The 17,407-nt window shown below is 50.8% G+C and carries 17 protein-coding genes and 1 rRNA gene; 8 read left to right on the forward strand and 10 right to left on the reverse strand.

Annotation, left to right across the window (positions count from 1 at the left end; all coding sequences use genetic code 11):
* Window positions 1–52: 52 nt before the first annotated feature.
* Genes rseC through rseD form a run of 5 tightly spaced genes read right to left on the reverse strand, consistent with a single transcriptional unit; the run spans window position 53 to window position 2,895 of the window.
* Window positions 53–532, reverse strand: coding sequence for a SoxR-reducing system protein RseC (rseC, locus tag A9587_RS01885; protein WP_016249085.1), 480 nt, complete (start codon window positions 530–532; stop codon window positions 53–55).
* Entirely contained in the window at window positions 529–1,485 is a 957-nt protein-coding gene (rseB, locus tag A9587_RS01890; protein WP_000812042.1) for a sigma-E factor regulatory protein RseB, read from the reverse strand. The genes rseC and rseB overlap by 4 nt, the downstream gene beginning before the upstream one ends.
* On the reverse strand, window positions 1,485–2,135 hold the full coding sequence (gene rseA / locus A9587_RS01895) for an anti-sigma-E factor RseA (RefSeq protein WP_001168447.1): 651 nt from the start codon (window positions 2,133–2,135) through the stop codon (window positions 1,485–1,487). Before rseA ends, rseB begins: the two co-directional genes overlap by 1 nt.
* Window positions 2,136–2,167: 32 nt before the next feature.
* On the reverse strand, window positions 2,168–2,743 hold the full coding sequence (gene rpoE / locus A9587_RS01900; RefSeq protein WP_001295364.1) for an RNA polymerase sigma factor RpoE: 576 nt from the start codon (window positions 2,741–2,743) through the stop codon (window positions 2,168–2,170).
* Entirely contained in the window at window positions 2,740–2,895 is a 156-nt protein-coding gene (rseD, locus tag A9587_RS24360; protein WP_010378892.1) for a rpoE leader peptide RseD, read from the reverse strand. The genes rpoE and rseD overlap by 4 nt, the downstream gene beginning before the upstream one ends.
* A 255-nt stretch (window positions 2,896–3,150) precedes the next feature.
* Between rseD and nadB the strand changes: the two genes are divergently transcribed.
* On the forward strand, window positions 3,151–4,773 hold the full coding sequence (gene nadB, locus A9587_RS01905; RefSeq protein ID WP_016249088.1) for an L-aspartate oxidase: 1,623 nt from the start codon (window positions 3,151–3,153) through the stop codon (window positions 4,771–4,773).
* Here the strand turns inward: nadB and trmN are convergent.
* Window positions 4,758–5,495, reverse strand: a complete 738-nt coding sequence (gene trmN, locus A9587_RS01910; protein ID WP_001516899.1) for a tRNA(1)(Val) (adenine(37)-N(6))-methyltransferase TrmN — start codon at window positions 5,493–5,495, stop codon at window positions 4,758–4,760. The genes nadB and trmN overlap by 16 nt on opposite strands.
* A 131-nt stretch (window positions 5,496–5,626) precedes the next feature.
* Here trmN and srmB point away from each other — a divergent pair, with 131 nt between their 5' ends.
* Window positions 5,627–6,961: an ATP-dependent RNA helicase SrmB gene (gene srmB / locus A9587_RS01915; RefSeq protein WP_105263392.1), complete on the forward strand. Its 1,335-nt coding sequence runs from the start codon at window positions 5,627–5,629 to the stop codon at window positions 6,959–6,961.
* 134 nt (window positions 6,962–7,095) lie between these two features.
* On the opposite strand, the gene grcA is transcribed toward srmB, so the two are convergent.
* The gene (gene grcA, locus A9587_RS01920) at window positions 7,096–7,479 is read right to left on the reverse strand and encodes an autonomous glycyl radical cofactor GrcA (protein ID WP_000627804.1); all 384 of its coding nucleotides are present in this window, start codon (window positions 7,477–7,479) and stop codon (window positions 7,096–7,098) included.
* Window positions 7,480–7,782: 303 nt separating this feature from the next.
* Here grcA and ung point away from each other — a divergent pair, with 303 nt between their 5' ends.
* The gene (gene ung, locus A9587_RS01925) at window positions 7,783–8,472 is read left to right on the forward strand and encodes a uracil-DNA glycosylase (protein ID WP_001262704.1); all 690 of its coding nucleotides are present in this window, start codon (window positions 7,783–7,785) and stop codon (window positions 8,470–8,472) included.
* A gap of 47 nt (window positions 8,473–8,519) precedes the next feature.
* Here the strand turns inward: ung and A9587_RS01930 are convergent, their stop codons facing one another.
* The gene (locus A9587_RS01930) at window positions 8,520–9,557 is read right to left on the reverse strand and encodes a tRNA/rRNA methyltransferase (protein ID WP_000997429.1); all 1,038 of its coding nucleotides are present in this window, start codon (window positions 9,555–9,557) and stop codon (window positions 8,520–8,522) included.
* Window positions 9,558–9,763: 206 nt separating this feature from the next.
* Here A9587_RS01930 and trxC point away from each other — a divergent pair, with 206 nt between their 5' ends.
* The 5 genes from trxC to A9587_RS01960 all read left to right on the forward strand — a co-directional run bounded on the left by trxC (window position 9,764) and on the right by A9587_RS01960 (window position 15,478).
* Window positions 9,764–10,183: a thioredoxin TrxC gene (gene trxC, locus A9587_RS01940; protein WP_001098736.1), complete on the forward strand. Its 420-nt coding sequence runs from the start codon at window positions 9,764–9,766 to the stop codon at window positions 10,181–10,183.
* Between the two features lie 68 nt (window positions 10,184–10,251).
* Window positions 10,252–10,950 carry a tRNA-uridine aminocarboxypropyltransferase gene (tapT, locus tag A9587_RS01945; protein WP_001516900.1) on the forward strand — a complete coding sequence of 233 codons (699 nt, stop codon included), beginning with the start codon at window positions 10,252–10,254 and terminating at the stop codon, window positions 10,948–10,950.
* A gap of 31 nt (window positions 10,951–10,981) precedes the next feature.
* Window positions 10,982–13,642, forward strand: coding sequence for a peptidyl-lysine N-acetyltransferase PatZ (patZ, locus tag A9587_RS01950; protein WP_105263393.1), 2,661 nt, complete (start codon window positions 10,982–10,984; stop codon window positions 13,640–13,642).
* Between the two features lie 113 nt (window positions 13,643–13,755).
* Complete coding sequence (gene pssA / locus A9587_RS01955; protein ID WP_016249092.1) at window positions 13,756–15,111, forward strand: CDP-diacylglycerol--serine O-phosphatidyltransferase; 1,356 nt, start codon at window positions 13,756–13,758, stop codon at window positions 15,109–15,111.
* 43 nt (window positions 15,112–15,154) lie between these two features.
* A complete protein-coding gene (locus tag A9587_RS01960) occupies window positions 15,155–15,478 on the forward strand; it encodes a YfiM family lipoprotein (protein WP_016262268.1) in 324 nt (107 codons plus the stop codon).
* Here A9587_RS01960 and kgtP read toward each other — a convergent pair.
* Window positions 15,475–16,773, reverse strand: coding sequence for an alpha-ketoglutarate permease (kgtP, locus tag A9587_RS01965; protein WP_016249093.1), 1,299 nt, complete (start codon window positions 16,771–16,773; stop codon window positions 15,475–15,477). The genes A9587_RS01960 and kgtP overlap by 4 nt on opposite strands.
* A gap of 358 nt (window positions 16,774–17,131) precedes the next feature.
* Window positions 17,132–17,247 (reverse strand): 5S ribosomal RNA (gene rrf / locus A9587_RS01975).
* Window positions 17,248–17,407: the final 160 nt, after the last annotated feature.

The following is a 17,407-nucleotide window of genomic DNA, read 5'->3' on the forward strand; positions in this document are numbered from 1 at the left end:
ATCTGGAAACGTCCTCGCATTTGTTATGCAAAATACAATAAAGCCAGTGAAATCACTGGCTCGCGTCTTCCGAAGATGCTTCATATCGCACAAGGCCAGGCGGCAATGCCACACTTAAGATGATCGGTTGCCATTCTGTTCGGGCGGCAAACTTACGTGAGTATCCTCGCGCAATCAGGAATCCACCAACGCCGCCGAGGATTGCTCCGCATAATGCTGCAATATCTGAAGCAAAGAGTAGCTGAAATAACGAAGCGACAAGGAATAATCCCACCAGCGGCGACATATAAACCAATAATGCGGAGCTAAGCAGGCTGCTTTCAGCGATTCCCAATTCAACTTTCTGCCCCGGCACTAACGGTTCATCACAGGATACGACGATGGTATGTGTGGTTTGCGGGCCTAGTTTATTCAACACGCGACTGCCGCAACCTGCGCGGGAAGCGCAACTGCTGCATGAAGCTTTAACATCGCAACTGACCAGCGCCTGCCCGTTTTGCCAGGAGACGACAGTAGCCCACTCTTTGATCATTCCGCTGCCCCAAACTTAATATTCTCGGCAATTCGTTTCGCCGTTTGCGGTGGCAGTTCACCAACAATGGTGATTTCCGCGTTGTCGCGTATGCTGGTGCTGACTGTTCGGCGTCCGGTTCGCAACATCTGATCGGTACTGGATGGCGTAGCGCGGTTAACGTTTACCGAGAAGCTGAACAACCCGTCGGAATAGAGACGCGATTCGATAGGCATGTTATCCATCGTCGGTAACGGACGTCGACTGCTGGAAACTTCGCTAAAGCCCTGTGGCAACCAGGTTGGAGCCCAGTTAAATTTGGCTTTCTCACCAACAGGTACAGAAAGCAGAGGCGGCAAGTTTGCCTTCGCCAGTGTCTGCATACTGTTGCTGATATCCTGATTAACGTTGAAAGCGATCACGCGGAATTGCTCCAGTGTCTCACCATCGCGATCAAGGAGATCAACCCGCATCGGTAATTTCGATTCGGTGTCCATCCACACGATGTAGCTGTAGCGTGTGCCATCACGGGCTACCACGCGGATTACCTCACATAAGCGGTCAGCAATACGGGTGCGCCCCACAGAGATAAAGTCGTAGTAAGGAGAAAGGCGTTTGAAATCGGTATAGATGAGCGATGGCAGAGAATCAACAATGTAATCGCCATTAAGAGTGAACGGTTCAAGACCCGGTTCAAAGTAGCTGATTTCATTGCCGCGCTGTACCACTTCCCGGCGCGGGCCATCCATTTGCAACAACTGTGCAAGAGGACGGTTATCGAGGCGTGCATGTCGATAACGCAGAGACTCAACACCTTGTTTATTGATGCTGATGAATGACAGCTCGTAATTCAGTGACTGGCTAGCCAGGTTCATCTGCTGTAATAACGCCCCGGACGCGGGAGTGGCCGAGGCGTTAGCAGAGAATAACAGGCTACCTGTCACTAATGACATGGCAAACCAAAGTTGCTTCATTACTGCGATTGCGTTCCTAAAGTTTGAATTCCTGGCACCTGTACAGCGGCTTGCTGTGTCTGTGCCTGCTCAAACTGAAGCTGTTCGGAGTGGAGTCGACGTTGCAATTCGTAATCCTGCAACATGGCATTAATGCGACGACGCTGCTCCTGTACCTGCTGCTGTTGACCATTGTTCGCGGTCGCTTCAGAAGGTACTCCCAGGCTTACCGGACTGGCTTTACCCATCATCGGCAGAGTATTAAATACCGGTGTTTCGGGCTGCTGGGACGTTTCAGATTGTCCATTATAGTGCTGGACGCCAACGATAACTGCAAGCGATACGCATGCCGCTACACCCATTTGGGTGAGCTGTGCCGCCCACGGACGAACTTTCTGCCAGAATGGCATTTTCTGCCATTGATGCGGCGCAGGCTGAGCCTCTGGGATCAATATCGTCGGTTGGCGAACGGGCTCTTCTTCAATGGCGGCCATCACGCGTGAAGAGATATCGAAATGGAGTACCTCGGGAGTATCACCCCGCATAGAGTCACGGATTAAGTGATAATTTTCCCAGGTTTTCTGCATCTCCGGGTTGTGAGCCAGTTCGTTAAGCAGCTCACTATCCAGCGTTTCACCATCCATTAAAGCGGAAAGTTGTTCTTTCTGCATGCCTAATACCCTTATCCAGTATCCCGCTATCGTCAACGCCTGATAAGCGGTTGAACTTTATTATCAATAGCTTCCCTCGCTCGGAAGATACGTGAACGCACCGTACCCACCGGACAATCCATGATAGCGGCTATCTCTTCATAGCTCAGGCCATCCAGCTCCCGCAAGGTTATTGCCATGCGTAAATCTTCCGGGAGGGACTCAATAGTTCGGAAAACTATCTGTCTCAGTTCTTCTGACAACATTAAGTTCTCAGGGTTCGAAATTTCTTTCAGCGCGCCGCCACTTTCGAAGTTTTCTGCTTCAATGGCATCCACATCGCTGGAAGGTGGACGACGCCCCTGAGCAACCAGGTAATTTTTTGCCGTATTAACAGCAATCCGATACAGCCATGTATAAAAAGCACTATCTCCCCGGAACGAATCCAGCGCACGATAGGCTTTAATAAAAGCTTCTTGTACCACATCGGGAACATCACCCGACGGCACATAGCGGGAAACCAGACTCGCCACTTTATGCTGATAGCGCACTACCAGTAAGTTAAAAGCTTTCTGATCTCCCTTCTGGACCCGTTCAACCAGGACCTGGTCCGTTAACTGCTCGCTCATCCGAGGTAAAGTCTCCCCAAACCAAATTTCCACGCGCTGTCGAAACGCCACTCCATTAGCTGCAATTTGAGCAAGCAAAAGATTAGAGTGTCTCGTTTTTGTAAAGTTCCGTAACGCATCTGTTTTTGTTTGTCATGCTGTAGACGGATCATTATCTATCATTATAAGTCTACAGAATCTGAATAACGCATTATCTGTGCAGAAATGCCCATTTAACTGCCTGAAGAGTAACCCAACGGCCTTTTTATTTCACCACCTAATCCTCCGTCGACGAGCAACTTCCCTTTTTTCCGCCTCCCAGAAACAATATGTTTAGCCATTGTAACAAACATTAAAATAGCAGGTGTTTAATTGTACAACATGATGCTATGCTGACCGGACTGTGTTTAGTAAATTAAACAACAAAAATGAATACTTTCCCTGAATATTCTTGTGATGTGTTGATTATCGGTAGTGGCGCTGCCGGGCTTTCACTGGCACTACGTCTGGCAGATAAGCATCATGTCATCGTTCTTAGCAAAGGCTCTGTTACTGAAGGCTCGACGTTTTACGCCCAGGGCGGAATTGCTGCCGTGTTTGATGAAACTGACAGTATCGATTCACATGTGGAAGATACGTTGGTTGCCGGTGCCGGAATTTGCGATAGCCATGCGGTTAAGTTTGTTGCCAGCAATGCGCGTTCCTGTGTGCAATGGTTGATCGATCAAGGGGTATTGTTTGATACCCAGGTGCAACCAAATGGGGAAGAAAGTTACCATCTGACCCGTGAAGGCGGTCATAGCCACCGCCGTATTCTTCATGCCGCCGACGCCACTGGTAAAGAAGTAGAAACTACGCTGGTGAGCAAGGCGCAGAGTCATCCGAATATTCGTGTACTGGAACGCAGCAACGCAGTCGATCTGATTATTTCCGACAAAATTGGTCTGCCGGGGACGCGACGAGTGGTCGGAGCATGGGTGTGGAATCGCAATAAAGAAGCGGTAGAAACCTGTCATGCGAAAGCTGTGGTGCTGGCAACTGGCGGCGCATCGAAGGTTTATCAGTACACCACCAATCCGGATATTTCCTCTGGTGATGGTATTGCCATGGCCTGGCGCGCCGGTTGCCGGGTTGCTAATCTCGAATTTAATCAGTTCCACCCAACGGCGCTGTATCATCCACAGGCGCGGAACTTCCTGTTAACAGAAGCTTTACGTGGCGAAGGTGCTTATTTGAAGCGCCCGGACGGCACACGCTTTATGCCCGATTTTGATGAGCGTGGTGAACTGGCTCCGCGCGATATTGTTGCCCGCGCTATTGACTATGAAATGAAACGCCTCGGCGCGGATTGTATGTTCCTGGATATTAGTCATAAGCCTGCGGATTTTATTTGTCAGCATTTCCCGATGATTTATGAAAAGTTGCTGGGTCTGGGTATTGATCTCACTAAAGAGCCTGTGCCGATAGTACCTGCTGCGCACTATACTTGCGGCGGTGTAATGGTGGATGACTATGGGCGTACTGATGTTGATGGGCTGTATGCGATTGGCGAAGTGAGCTACACAGGATTACATGGCGCTAACCGAATGGCCTCTAACTCATTGCTGGAATGTCTGGTCTACGGCTGGTCGGCGGCGGAAGACATTGAAAGACGGATGCCTTATGCACGTGGCGTCAACCGCTTGCCGTCATGGGATGAAAGCCGCGTTGAGGATCCTGACGAGCTGGTGGTGCTCCAACATAACTGGCATGAGCTGCGTCTGTTTATGTGGGATTACGTCGGTATTGTGCGCACAACAAAGCGCCTGGAGCGTGCCCTGCGACGGATCAATATGTTGCAGCAGGAAATAGACGAATATTATGCCCACTTTCGGGTGTCGAATAATTTACTGGAACTGCGTAATCTGGTGCAGGTTGCCGAGTTAATTGTTCGCTGCGCGATGATGCGCAAGGAGAGCCGGGGCTTGCATTACACGCTGGACTACCCGGAGTTGCTCACGCATTCCGGTCCGTCGATTCTCTCGCCTGGCCATCATTACATAAACAAATAAAAAGCCTGGGTCAGCGCCGTATACGCTTCAGAATAGTTCTGGTCTGGCCCACGAATCACTAACCGATCGCTAAAGTATTCCCCCGCCAGTGGGGAGAATGCCAGTAGCACCCGATGCGGTAATCGAGCCTCGTTTTCCGCCACGTCCGTCCGTAAACGTAAATGCCATCCCATGGTTAATGCCAGTTCAGTAAAACCATTACCGATCTGCTCCGGCAGCACCACGCAGAAAAAGCCCTCTTCGGTAATGCATTCTGCCGCACAAGTGAGCAACGTCTGGTGATCCAACGTAGTGGTATAGCGCGCCTGTTCCCGTTGCGGCGTCGCGCACTCAACCCCCTGCTGATAATACGGCGGGTTACTGATAATTAAGTCAAAACGCGCGGCCTGCTGGGTTATCCACTGCTGAATATCCGCCGTATGGATATTAATCCGCTCTGCCCACGGGGACTGCGCGATATTTTCCTGCGCCTGAGCCGCTGCCTCACTTTCCAGTTCAACTGCATCAATCATCACGCTGTCATCAGTTCGTTGCGCCAGCATTAGCGCCAGTAGCCCGCTACCACTGCCGATATCAAGGCAGCGTTTTACCCCTGCCACAGGAGCCCATGCGCCCAGTAAAATTCCATCCGTTCCCACTTTCATCGCACAGCGATCGTGCGCGACAAAAAACTGTTTAAAAGTAAATCCATTACGACGAAGCACGGATGTAGACTGTGACATGAAAATAAAACCTTGCTGTAAAAACGGCGATAGCACCGGGTAAGAACAATACCTGAGAAGCGATATCCATACAAACAGATGAAGATTGCAGCCGTAACGTCTATAATCAGCGCCCCACACAGAGGTAGAACATGACTGTAACGACTTTTTCCGAACTTGAACTCGACGAAAGCCTGCTGGAAGCCCTCCAGGATAAAGGTTTCACTCGCCCGACCGCCATTCAGGCTGCCGCCATTCCGCCTGCGCTCGATGGCCGTGATGTACTCGGTTCTGCGCCGACAGGCACCGGTAAAACGGCGGCGTATCTGCTGCCAGCGTTGCAGCACCTGCTCGATTTCCCGCGTAAGAAATCCGGTTCACCGCGTATTTTGATCCTCACCCCAACTCGCGAACTGGCGATGCAGGTGGCCGATCATGCCCGTGAACTGGCGAAACATACACATCTGGATATTGCCACCATCACCGGCGGCGTGGCCTATATGAACCACGCGGAAGTGTTCAGCGAAAACCAGGACATCGTGGTCGCCACGACCGGACGTCTGCTGCAATACATAAAAGAAGAGAACTTCGATTGCCGCGCGGTTGAAACACTGATCCTTGACGAAGCAGACCGTATGCTGGATATGGGCTTCGCCCAGGATATCGAACATATTGCTGGCGAAACTCGCTGGCGTAAGCAAACCCTGCTCTTCTCAGCTACGCTGGAAGGCGATGCCATTCAGGATTTTGCCGAACGTCTGCTGGAGGATCCGGTGGAAGTTTCTGCTAATCCATCCACCCGTGAGCGCAAAAAGATTCATCAGTGGTATTACCGTGCCGATGATCTTGAGCATAAAACTGCGTTGCTGGTACATCTGTTAAAACAGCCGGAAGCGACTCGCTCAATCGTATTTGTGCGCAAGCGTGAGCGTGTGCATGAACTGGCAAACTGGTTGCGCGAAGCAGGCATCAACAACTGCTATCTCGAAGGTGAGATGGTACAAGGCAAGCGTAATGAAGCGATTAAGCGTCTGACTGAAGGTCGCGTAAACGTGCTGGTTGCCACCGACGTTGCCGCACGTGGTATCGACATTCCGGATGTCAGCCACGTCTTTAACTTCGATATGCCGCGCAGTGGCGATACCTATTTGCACCGAATCGGGCGTACCGCTCGCGCCGGTCGTAAAGGGATCGCGATTTCACTGGTTGAAGCCCATGACCATCTGCTGCTGGGCAAAGTTAGTCGTTATATTGAAGAGCCGATTAAAGCTCGCGTTATTGATGAGTTACGCCCGAAAACGCGTGCGCCAAGCGAGAAACAGACGGGTAAACCATCGAAGAAAGTCCTGGCAAAACGCGCCGAGAAGAAAAAGGCTAAAGAGAAAGAGAAGCCACGGGTGAAAAAACGCCACCGCGATACCAAAAATATTGGTAAGCGCCGCAAACCAAGCGGAACAGGCGTGCCGCCGCAAACGACAGAAGAGTAAAAATAATGCCGGGTTTTATCCCGGCATTATTTTTGTCTATAGATAACCACCAGCCTGACTGATGGTTATCTATATAGACAAAAAGCGGAAGAGGTCACCCTCTTCCGCTTCTGTAATATCTTGCTACTTAAGCCTTACAGGCTTTCAGTAAAGGTACGAGCGATAACGTCGCGCTGCTGTTCCGGAGTCAGAGAGTTGAAGCGAACTGCATAACCGGATACACGGATAGTCAACTGCGGATATTTTTCCGGATGCTTAACAGCATCTTCCAGAGTTTCGCGACGCAGAACGTTTACGTTCAGGTGCTGACCACCTTCCACGCGAACTTCTGGTTTAACTTCTACTGGAACTTCACGGTATTCAATATCACCCAGTTTGCTTACTGCAACCACTTCGTCTTCTGCAAATCCTGCTTTCGCAACGATGCAACGCGCTTCGCCTTTTTCGCTGTCCAGCAGCCAGAAAGAGTTCAGCAGATCGTCATTAGCGGCTTTAGTAATCTGGATACCTGTAATCATGTGATGCCTCCCCGGCAAAATTATTTGATTTGTCAGCCTGTCGCGGCCAATTGGTAAAACCATTGTTGCTTGAGTGTATATATACTCCTCAAACACCCTTGATTCTTTGATTTAAATCAATAAAAACCACACAGCAAGCGTGGTCGCAAATAGATTTTATTGTTTTACATCAACTTATGCGGGTGTGAAATTTTACCAATTTACATTTTTTTGCACTCGATTATGTCTAAAAAATGAGCTTGATTTTGTTCTGTAGAAAGAAGCAGTTAAGCTAGGTGGATTGAAGATCCGCAGGAGAGCGAGATGGCTAACGAATTAACCTGGCATGACGTGCTGGCTGAAGAGAAGCAGCAACCCTATTTTCTTAATACCCTTCAGACCGTCGCCAGTGAGCGGCAGTCTGGCATCACTATCTATCCGCCACAAAAAGATGTCTTTAATGCCTTCCGTTTTACTGAGTTGAGCGATGTCAAAGTTGTGATTCTCGGCCAGGATCCTTACCACGGACCTGGACAGGCACATGGTCTGGCATTTTCTGTTCGTCCCGGTATTGCGACACCGCCGTCACTGCTGAATATGTATAAAGAGCTGGAAAATACCATCCCAGGCTTTACCCGCCCGACGCATGGTTACCTGGAAAGCTGGGCGCGCCAGGGCGTGCTGCTGCTCAATACCGTATTGACTGTACGTGCAGGTCAGGCGCATTCCCACGCCAGCCTCGGCTGGGAGACGTTCACCGATAAAGTCATCAGCCTGATTAATCAGCATCGCGAAGGCGTGGTGTTTTTACTGTGGGGGTCGCATGCGCAAAAGAAAGGGGCAATTATAGATAAGCAACGCCATCACGTACTGAAAGCACCGCATCCGTCGCCGTTATCGGCCCATCGTGGATTCTTTGGCTGTAACCATTTTGTACTGGCAAATCAGTGGCTGGAACAACGTGGCGAGAAGCCGATTAACTGGATACCTGTATTACCGGCAGAGAGCGAGTAAATTTGCGGGAAAATGCCGGATGGCAGAACTGCCATCCGGCTGATTTATCAGGCTTTATTCTGACGCCACCATTCACCAAGCAGAACACCCGTTGCGACAGAGATATTCAGACCAGCAACATTGCCAGTACCGTCAATCTTCACTCGCAGATCGTTTGGATCACGCGCAGCATCTGGTAACCCTTCATATTCCTGCCCCAAAACCAACACCATTTTCGCTGGCAAACTGGTTTTGAACAGTGGTTGGCCCTGTTCGCTGGAAGTGGTCACCACGGTGTAACCCGCCTGACGGAAATCATCCAGCACATTGACAATGTTGTCGCCAGTAATCGGTTGCACATGCTCTGCGCCACCTTCTGCGGTACGGATAGCCGCACCCGATTCCAGCAACGCCGCATCCTGCACAACAACACCTTTCACGCCGAAGTGCGCACAGCTACGCATCATCCCGCCCAGATTATGTGGGTTAGATTCATTTTCCAACGCCAGTACGCAATCCTGTGCACCTGCCTGGCTTACCCACTGCTGCACGGTTGTGCCGTTGCGCTTTTTGATCAGGAAGCAAACGCCGCCGTGATGTTCCGTGCCTGACGCTTTTGCCAGCTCGGCTTCATCTACCACGTGGTACGCTTTGCGGTTTGCCGCCATCCAGCGCAATGCTTCTTTAAAACGCGGCGTTACACTCTGGATAAACCAGGCGCGAACAATCGCTTCCGGACGGCTCTGGAACAGTGCCTGACATGCGTTTTCGCCGTAGACGCGGGTTTCTTCCGCACGCTGACGACGCAACACTTCCGGATCAATAAAACTTTTACCACTGATGCCACCGTGATCGGCCTTTTCCGGTGCCTCATCACCCGGCGCGCGGGAAACAGTTCGCCACGGCGACTCTTCCCACTTGCGGTCACGGGGCTGACTCTGTTTGTCATCGCGGGCGGGGCGACGGCCACCGTCGGCACGAGATTTTCCTGGACGCCCGCCCCCTTTCCCGGTTCGCGGGTTGTGGGTTCGTTTATCAGAATCATCATCACTGCGGACATACATCACTTTGACCTTGCCGCTTTTGCTTTTCATTTCATCGTTCATGCTTTTCTCCACCAGCGCTGCGCGAAGCGCGCAGATTACCCGAAGTGCGCGCGGTTCGCCATGATTTCGTTCCAAAGCCTGCGACTATCATACCCATTGAATAAAACAGATTGTTGTCTGGAACAATGCCCTCGATAATATGTAACATATTAGAAACATACCGGCGTCGTTGCCGATAAGTCTCCTTACTCATCCCGAGGTTAGTTATGAATACCGTTTGTACCCATTGTCAGGCCATCAACCGCATTCCCGACGAACGGATTGACGATGCGGCAAAATGCGGACGCTGCGGTCACGACCTGTTTGACGGAGAGGTGATTAATGCGACCGGTGAAACACTCGACAAATTGCTGAAAGACGATCTGCCTGTGGTGATCGACTTCTGGGCACCGTGGTGCGGCCCTTGCCGTAACTTCGCACCGATTTTTGAAGATGTTGCACAAGAGCGTAGCGGTAAAGTGCGTTTTGTAAAAGTGAATACCGAAGCTGAACGTGAATTAAGCAGTCGCTTTGGTATTCGCAGTATTCCGACGATCATGATTTTCAAAAATGGTCAGGTTGTCGACATGCTTAACGGCGCAGTGCCGAAAGCACCGTTTGATAGCTGGCTGAACGAATCTCTTTAATCTTATCGGGGCGCATCTTGTGCCCCGTTTTCTCCTCTGCGACAATGGCATTTTTTCGACGCTCTCTTATGACCGAAAACGCTGTTCTCCAGTTACGCGCCGAGCGTATTGCGCGCGCAACACGTCCTTTTCTTGCCCGTGGTAATCGCGTTCGTCGTTGCCAACGCTGCCTTTTGCCAGAGAAATTATGCCTCTGTTCAACCATCACCCCAACGGAAGCAAAAAGCCGCTTTTGTTTGCTGATGTTTGACACCGAGCCAATGAAACCCAGCAATACTGGACGTTTGATTGCCGATATCTTGCCAGATACCGTCGCGTTTCAATGGTCACGTACCGAACCATCGCAAGAACTGCTGGATCTGGTGCAAAACCCGTATTATCAGCCAATGGTGGTTTTTCCTGCCTCATATGCGGATGAGCAACGAGAAGTGATCTTTACGCCTCCTCCTGGTAAGCCACCGCTATTTATCATGCTCGATGGCACCTGGCCGGAAGCGCGGAAGATGTTTCGTAAAAGTCCGTATCTGGATAATCTTCCCGTCATTTCCGTCGATCTTTCGCGTTTGTCTGCCTATCGCCTGCGTGAAGCTCAGAGTGAAGGCCAATATTGCACCGCTGAGGTAGCCATCGCACTTTTAGATATGGCGGGTGACACCAAAGCCGCAACGGGCTTAGGCGAGCATTTCACTCGCTTTAAAACGCGCTATCTGGCAGGAAAAACGCAACATCTGGGTAGTATCACAGCAGAACAGTTAGAAATCGTTTAAAATCATTCGGTCACTTCTGCGGGAGACCGGCATGAGTCAGCGAGGACTGGAAGCACTACTGCGACCAAAATCGATTGCGGTAATTGGCGCGTCGATGAAACCCAATCGCGCAGGTTACCTGATGATGCGTAACCTGCTGGCTGGAGGCTTTAACGGACCGGTGCTGCCGGTGACGCCAGCCTGGAAGGCGGTACAGGGCGTGCTGGCATGGCCAGACATCGCCAGTTTGCCTTTTACTCCTGACCTCGCAGTGCTATGTACTAATGCCAGCCGCAATCTTGCTCTTCTGGAAGAGCTTGGAGAGAAAGGCTGTAAAACCTGCATTATTCTTTCTTCACCGACATCACAACACGAAGACCTACGCGCCTGCGCTCTGCGCCATAACATGCGCCTGCTTGGACCAAACAGTCTGGGATTACTCGCTCCCTGGCAAGGGCTGAATGCCAGCTTTTCGCCAGTGCCAATTAAGCGCGGCAAGCTGGCGTTTATTTCACAATCGGCTGCTGTCTCCAACACCATCCTCGACTGGGCGCAACAGCGTGAAATGGGGTTTTCATACTTTATTGCGCTCGGTGACAGCCTGGATATCGACGTTGATGAATTGCTCGACTACCTGGCACGCGACAGCAAAACCAGCGCCATCTTGCTCTATCTCGAACAATTAAGCGACGCACGACGCTTTGTGTCGGCTGCCCGTAGTGCCTCGCGAAATAAGCCGATTCTGGTGATTAAAAGCGGACGTAGTCCGGCGGCGCAAAGATTGCTGAACACCACAGCGGGTATGGATCCGGCGTGGGATGCAGCTATTCAGCGTGCCGGTTTGTTGCGAGTGCAGGACACCCACGAACTGTTTTCGGCGGTGGAAACCCTTAGCCACATGCGTCCGTTGCGTGGCGACCGGCTGATGATTATCAGCAACGGTGCTGCTCCTGCCGCACTGGCGCTGGATGCCTTATGGTCGCGCAATGGTAAACTGGCAACGTTAAGTGAAGAGGCCTGCCAGAAACTACGCGATGCCCTGCCAGAACATGTAGCAATCTCTAACCCGCTTGATCTACGCGATGACGCCAGCAGCGAGCACTATGTCAAAACGCTGGATATTCTGCTCCACAGCCAGGATTTTGATGCGCTGATGGTTATCCATTCCCCCAGCGCCGCTGCGCCTGCCACAGAAAGCGCACAGGCATTAATTGAAGCAGTAAAACATCATCCTCGCAGCAAGTATGTCTCTCTGCTGACTAACTGGTGCGGCGAACACTCCTCGCAAGAGGCGCGACGTTTATTCAGTGAAGCCGGGCTTCCGACCTATCGCACACCGGAAGGAACTATCACCGCTTTTATGCATATGGTTGAGTACCGTCGAAACCAGAAGCAGTTACGCGAAACACCGGCGTTACCCAGCAATCTGACCTCCAATACCGCAGAAGCGCATATTCTGCTACAGCAGGCCATTGCCGAAGGAGCGACATCGCTCGATACCCATGAGGTTCAGCCAATCCTGCAAGCATATGGCATGAACACGCTTCCCACCTGGATTGCCACTGACAGCACCGAAGCTGTGCATATTGCAGAACAGATTGGTTATCCGGTGGCGCTGAAATTGCGCTCGCCGGATATTCCGCATAAATCGGAAGTTCAGGGCGTGATGCTCTATTTACGTACGGCTAATGAAGTCCAGCAAGCCGCGAACGCTATTTTCGATCGGGTAAAAATGGCCTGGCCGCAGGCACGGATCCACGGCCTGTTGGTGCAAAGTATGGCTAATCGTGCTGGCGCTCAGGAGCTGCGTGTAGTCGTGGAACACGATCCGGTTTTCGGGCCGTTGATCATGCTTGGTGAGGGCGGTGTGGAGTGGCGTCCTGAAGATCAAGCTGTCGTGGCGCTGCCACCGCTGAACATGAATCTGGCTCGCTATCTGGTCATTCAGGGAATCAAAAGTAAAAAAATTCGTGCACGCAGCGCACTGCGTCCACTCGACATCGCGGGCTTAAGCCAGTTACTGGTGCAGGTTTCCAACCTGATTGTCGATTGCCCAGAAATTCAGCGGCTGGATATTCACCCTTTACTGGCTTCCGGCAGTGAATTTACCGCGCTGGATGTCACGGTGGATATTGCACCGTTCGAAGGCAATAACGAAAGTCGCCTTGCTGTGCGCCCGTACCCACATCAGTTAGAAGAGTGGGTAGAATTAAAAAACGGCGAACGTTGCTTGTTCCGCCCGATCTTGCCGGAAGATGAGCCACAACTTCAGCAATTCATTTCGCGAGTCACCAAAGAAGATCTTTATTACCGTTACTTTAGCGAGATCAACGAATTCACCCATGAAGATTTAGCTAACATGACGCAGATCGACTACGATCGGGAAATGGCGTTTGTGGCTGTACGGCGTATTGATCAAAAAGAAGAGATCCTTGGCGTCACTCGGGCGATCTCCGATCCTGATAACATTGATGCCGAATTTGCCGTACTGGTGCGCTCGGATCTCAAAGGGTTAGGCTTAGGTCGACGCTTAATGGAAAAGTTGATTACCTATACGCGAGATCACGGACTGCAACGTCTGAATGGTATTACGATGCCAAACAATCGTGGCATGGTGGCGCTGGCCCGCAAGCTCGGGTTTAACGTCGATATCCAGCTCGAAGAGGGGATCGTTGGGCTGATGCTAAATCTTGCCCAGCGCGAGGAATCATGAGTAAGGTACTGGAAATGTTGACCACTTAACCGGGACTGGTGTTATTATTGCCCGCTTATGTCGTCTGCATTGCACAGAGGACCCTTCAATGAACAGAGAAGAAATGCACTGTGATGTTGTCAAAATTTAAGCGTAATAAACATCAACAACACCTTGCCCAACTACCCAAGATTTCTCAATCAGTTGATGATGTCGATTTTTTTTACGCTCCCGCCGACTTCCGGGAGACACTGCTGGAAAAAATAGCCAGCGCGAAGCAGCGCATTTGCATTGTCGCCCTGTATCTTGAGCAGGATGACGGTGGCAAAGGCATTCTGAGCGCGTTGTATGAGGCTAAACGGCAGCGTCCGGAACTGGATGTGCGGGTGCTGGTCGACTGGCATCGTGCACAACGTGGGCGCATTGGCGCTGCGGCATCTAATACCAATGCTGACTGGTACTGCCGCATGGCGCAGGAAAACCCGGGCGTAGATGTTCCGGTTTATGGCGTTCCGATCAATACCCGTGAAGCCCTGGGCGTTCTGCACTTTAAAGGCTTTATCATCGACGATAGCGTACTTTATAGCGGTGCCAGCCTGAACGATGTTTACCTGCATCAGCATGATAAATACCGCTACGACCGCTATCATCTGATCCGTAACCGTAAAATGTCAGACATTATGTTTGAATGGGTTACACAGAATATTATGAATGGTCGCGGTGTTAACCGTCTGGATGATATTCACCGTCCGAAAAGCCCGGAAATCAAAAACGATATCCGCCTGTTCCGCCAGGAGTTGCGTGATGCTGCTTATCATTTCCAGGGCGATGCCGATAACGATCAACTCTCCGTAACGCCATTAGTGGGTCTGGGAAAATCGAGTCTGTTGAACAAGACTATTTTCCATCTTATGCCGTGTGCCGAGCAAAAACTGACCATCTGCACACCATACTTCAACCTACCGGCCATCCTCGTGCGCAATATCATCCAATTGCTGCGCGAAGGGAAAAAAGTCGAAATTATTGTCGGTGATAAAACCGCAAATGACTTCTACATTCCGGAAGATGAACCTTTCAAGATTATCGGCGCACTGCCGTATCTCTACGAGATTAATCTGCGTCGTTTCCTGAGCCGTTTGCAGTATTACGTCAATACTGACCAGTTAGTGGTCCGGTTATGGAAAGATGACGACAATACCTATCACCTGAAAGGGATGTGGGTTGATGATAAGTGGATGCTGATCACCGGTAATAACCTGAACCCTCGCGCCTGGCGTCTGGATCTGGAAAACGCCATTTTGATCCACGATCCGCAACTGGAGCTTGCGCCGCAGCGTGAGAAAGAGTTGGATCTGATCCGCGAGCATACCACTATCGTTAAGCACTACCGCGATCTGCAAAGTATTGCCGATTATCCGGTGAAGGTTCGCAAGCTTATCCGTCGCTTGCGTCGTATCCGTATCGACCGATTAATTAGCCGTATCCTGTAATCTGAACCCCGTCCTGTACGGGGTTTGTTTTTTGGAGGCCACGTTGCGTATTCTTTTTGCCTGTTCGCTATTGTTGCTTTCTGGTTGCAGCCATAGGGCTAACGATGGCTGGAGCGGACAGGATAAAGCGCAACACTTTATCGCCTCGGCAATGCTTTCAGCGGCTGGAAATGAATATGCACAGCATCGGGAGATAAGCCGCGACCGCAGCGCCATGTTCGGGTTGATGTTCTCTGTAAGTCTGGGCGTGTCAAAAGAGCTGTGGGATAGCCGCCCCGAAGGGAGCGGCTGGAGCTGGAAAGATTTTGCCTGGGACGTAGCCGGTGCCACCACCGGTTATACGGTCTGGCAAATGGCTCATCACTAAAGACGCATCCCCTTCCCTTTATGATGTAGCATCAAAGAAACCAGAAACGCGACTACGGCCATCAATGTCACATACCAGAAGAATGCCGTTTCCATTCCTATCGATTTTAGCGACAACGCCACATACTCCGCTGAGCCACCAAATATGGCATTCGCGACCGCATATGACAGACCAACACCTAATGCGCGAACCTGTGCCGGGAACATTTCCGCCTTCAGGATCCCACTAATTGAAGTGTAAAAACTCACAATCAGCAGGGCACACATCACCAAACCAAAAGCCGCATAAGGTGAGGAGACGTTCTGCAATGCCGAAAGAATGGGGACGGTAAAAATAGCGGCCAGAGAGCCGAAACATAACATTGAAGTCCGACGGCCAATCTTATCCGACAATGCTCCAATTATCGGCTGGATGAGCATAAATACAAACAGCGCCGCCGTCATAATGCCGCTTGCTACGTTGGCGTGCATACCCGCAGTATTCACCAGATACTTCTGCATATAGGTGGTGAAGGTATAGAAACAAAGAGAACCCGCAGCCGTAAAGCCGAGAACCATGATGAATGCACGGCGATTGCGCCATAATCCCTTCATTGAACCCGCTTCTTTTAGAGCTCGCGTTTCTTGTTGCGAAGTTTCATCCAACTGACGACGTAACCATAACGCCACAACGGCTAACACCGCGCCTAATGCAAAGGGAATACGCCACCCCCACTCTCTAAGCGCGATATCTTCCATTGTATGCTGTAAAACCACCACAACCAACAATGCCAGAAGTTGCCCGCCTATCAACGTGACATACTGAAATGAAGCGTAAAACCCTTTGCGTCCTTCTACTGCAACTTCACTCATATAGGTGGCGCTGGTGCCATATTCTCCACCTACAGATAATCCCTGGAATAAACGCGCGAGAAGTAACAACGCCGGAGCCCAGGTGCCAATTGTTTCATAGCCTGGCAAGCAGGCTATGACCAGTGATCCAAAACACATCATACATACCGATAGCAGCATCGATTTCTTGCGGCCATGTTTGTCAGCAATACGACCAAATAACCAGCCGCCTATTGGACGCATCAGAAATCCTGCGGCAAAAATACCGGCAGTTTGTAGTAGTTGAGTGGTTGTGTTATCTGAAGGGAAGAAGATGTGGGCGAAATAGAGGGAACAAAATGAGTAGACATAGAAATCGAACCACTCAACCAGGTTACCTGATGAGGCCCCTACAATTGCCCAAATGCGGCGACGAGTATCACTACTTGTCAGTTTGCCGTCTGCCGTTACAGTGTTTTCTGCCATGCCATTATTTCTCCTGCCATAATCCGATGCTTTTGTCGGTTGTTATTTATTTTTTAGTAAGACAAATGTTATACATTTGTTATTTTGCTTGCACAACCATAACTGAGAATTTAGTTAGCAGAAGAATAATTATTGCGGATATTAAGGATGGATTGCAGGTGAGGCGATCGTATGGAAGCGGACAGGTTGGGGAAACCGTATCCGCTACTGAATCTGGCGTATGGGGGGGAATAATGCGCTGCTGACCCCTACCGTAACCCTGCGCAGGACAGATAAGGCTCGCCAGCATCGCATCCGGCATTTTTCCGGACCAGCGCAAAAAGGCCATCCTTACGGATGGCCTTTCGCTAAATTTGATGCCTGGCAGTTCCCTACTCTCGCATGGGGAGACCCCACACTACCATCGGCGCTACGGCGTTTCACTTCTGAGTTCGGCATGGGGTCAGGTGGGACCACCGCGCTATCTCCGCCAGGCAAATTCTGTTTATTAACCCGCTTATCGCCGGTTAATCTAATCTGTATCAGGCTGAAAATCTTCTCTCATCCGCCAAAACATCTTCGGCGTTGTAAGGTTAAGCCTCACGGTTCATTAGTACCGGTTAGCTCAACGCATCGCTGCGCTTACACACCCGGC

It is taken from the genome of Escherichia sp. MOD1-EC6162 (assembly GCF_002965125.1).
Taxonomy (GTDB): Bacteria; Pseudomonadota; Gammaproteobacteria; order Enterobacterales; family Enterobacteriaceae; genus Escherichia; species Escherichia marmotae.

Excerpts from the sequence above, each read along its gene's own strand:
- rseC (WP_016249085.1), bottom strand. The coding sequence starts at position 532 with ATGATCAAAGAGTGGGCTACTGTCGTCTCCTGGCAAAACGGGCAGGCG.
- rseB (WP_000812042.1), bottom strand. The coding sequence starts at position 1,485 with ATGAAGCAACTTTGGTTTGCCATGTCATTAGTGACAGGTAGCCTGTTA.
- rseA (WP_001168447.1), bottom strand. The coding sequence starts at position 2,135 with ATGCAGAAAGAACAACTTTCCGCTTTAATGGATGGTGAAACGCTGGAT.
- rpoE (WP_001295364.1), bottom strand. The coding sequence starts at position 2,743 with ATGAGCGAGCAGTTAACGGACCAGGTCCTGGTTGAACGGGTCCAGAAG.
- rseD (WP_010378892.1), bottom strand. The coding sequence starts at position 2,895 with ATGATCCGTCTACAGCATGACAAACAAAAACAGATGCGTTACGGAACT.
- nadB (WP_016249088.1), top strand. The coding sequence starts at position 3,151 with ATGAATACTTTCCCTGAATATTCTTGTGATGTGTTGATTATCGGTAGT.
- trmN (WP_001516899.1), bottom strand. The coding sequence starts at position 5,495 with ATGTCACAGTCTACATCCGTGCTTCGTCGTAATGGATTTACTTTTAAA.
- srmB (WP_105263392.1), top strand. The coding sequence starts at position 5,627 with ATGACTGTAACGACTTTTTCCGAACTTGAACTCGACGAAAGCCTGCTG.
- grcA (WP_000627804.1), bottom strand. The coding sequence starts at position 7,479 with ATGATTACAGGTATCCAGATTACTAAAGCCGCTAATGACGATCTGCTG.
- ung (WP_001262704.1), top strand. The coding sequence starts at position 7,783 with ATGGCTAACGAATTAACCTGGCATGACGTGCTGGCTGAAGAGAAGCAG.
- A9587_RS01930 (WP_000997429.1), bottom strand. The coding sequence starts at position 9,557 with ATGAACGATGAAATGAAAAGCAAAAGCGGCAAGGTCAAAGTGATGTAT.
- trxC (WP_001098736.1), top strand. The coding sequence starts at position 9,764 with ATGAATACCGTTTGTACCCATTGTCAGGCCATCAACCGCATTCCCGAC.
- tapT (WP_001516900.1), top strand. The coding sequence starts at position 10,252 with ATGACCGAAAACGCTGTTCTCCAGTTACGCGCCGAGCGTATTGCGCGC.
- patZ (WP_105263393.1), top strand. The coding sequence starts at position 10,982 with ATGAGTCAGCGAGGACTGGAAGCACTACTGCGACCAAAATCGATTGCG.
- pssA (WP_016249092.1), top strand. The coding sequence starts at position 13,756 with ATGTTGTCAAAATTTAAGCGTAATAAACATCAACAACACCTTGCCCAA.
- kgtP (WP_016249093.1), bottom strand. The coding sequence starts at position 16,773 with ATGGCAGAAAACACTGTAACGGCAGACGGCAAACTGACAAGTAGTGAT.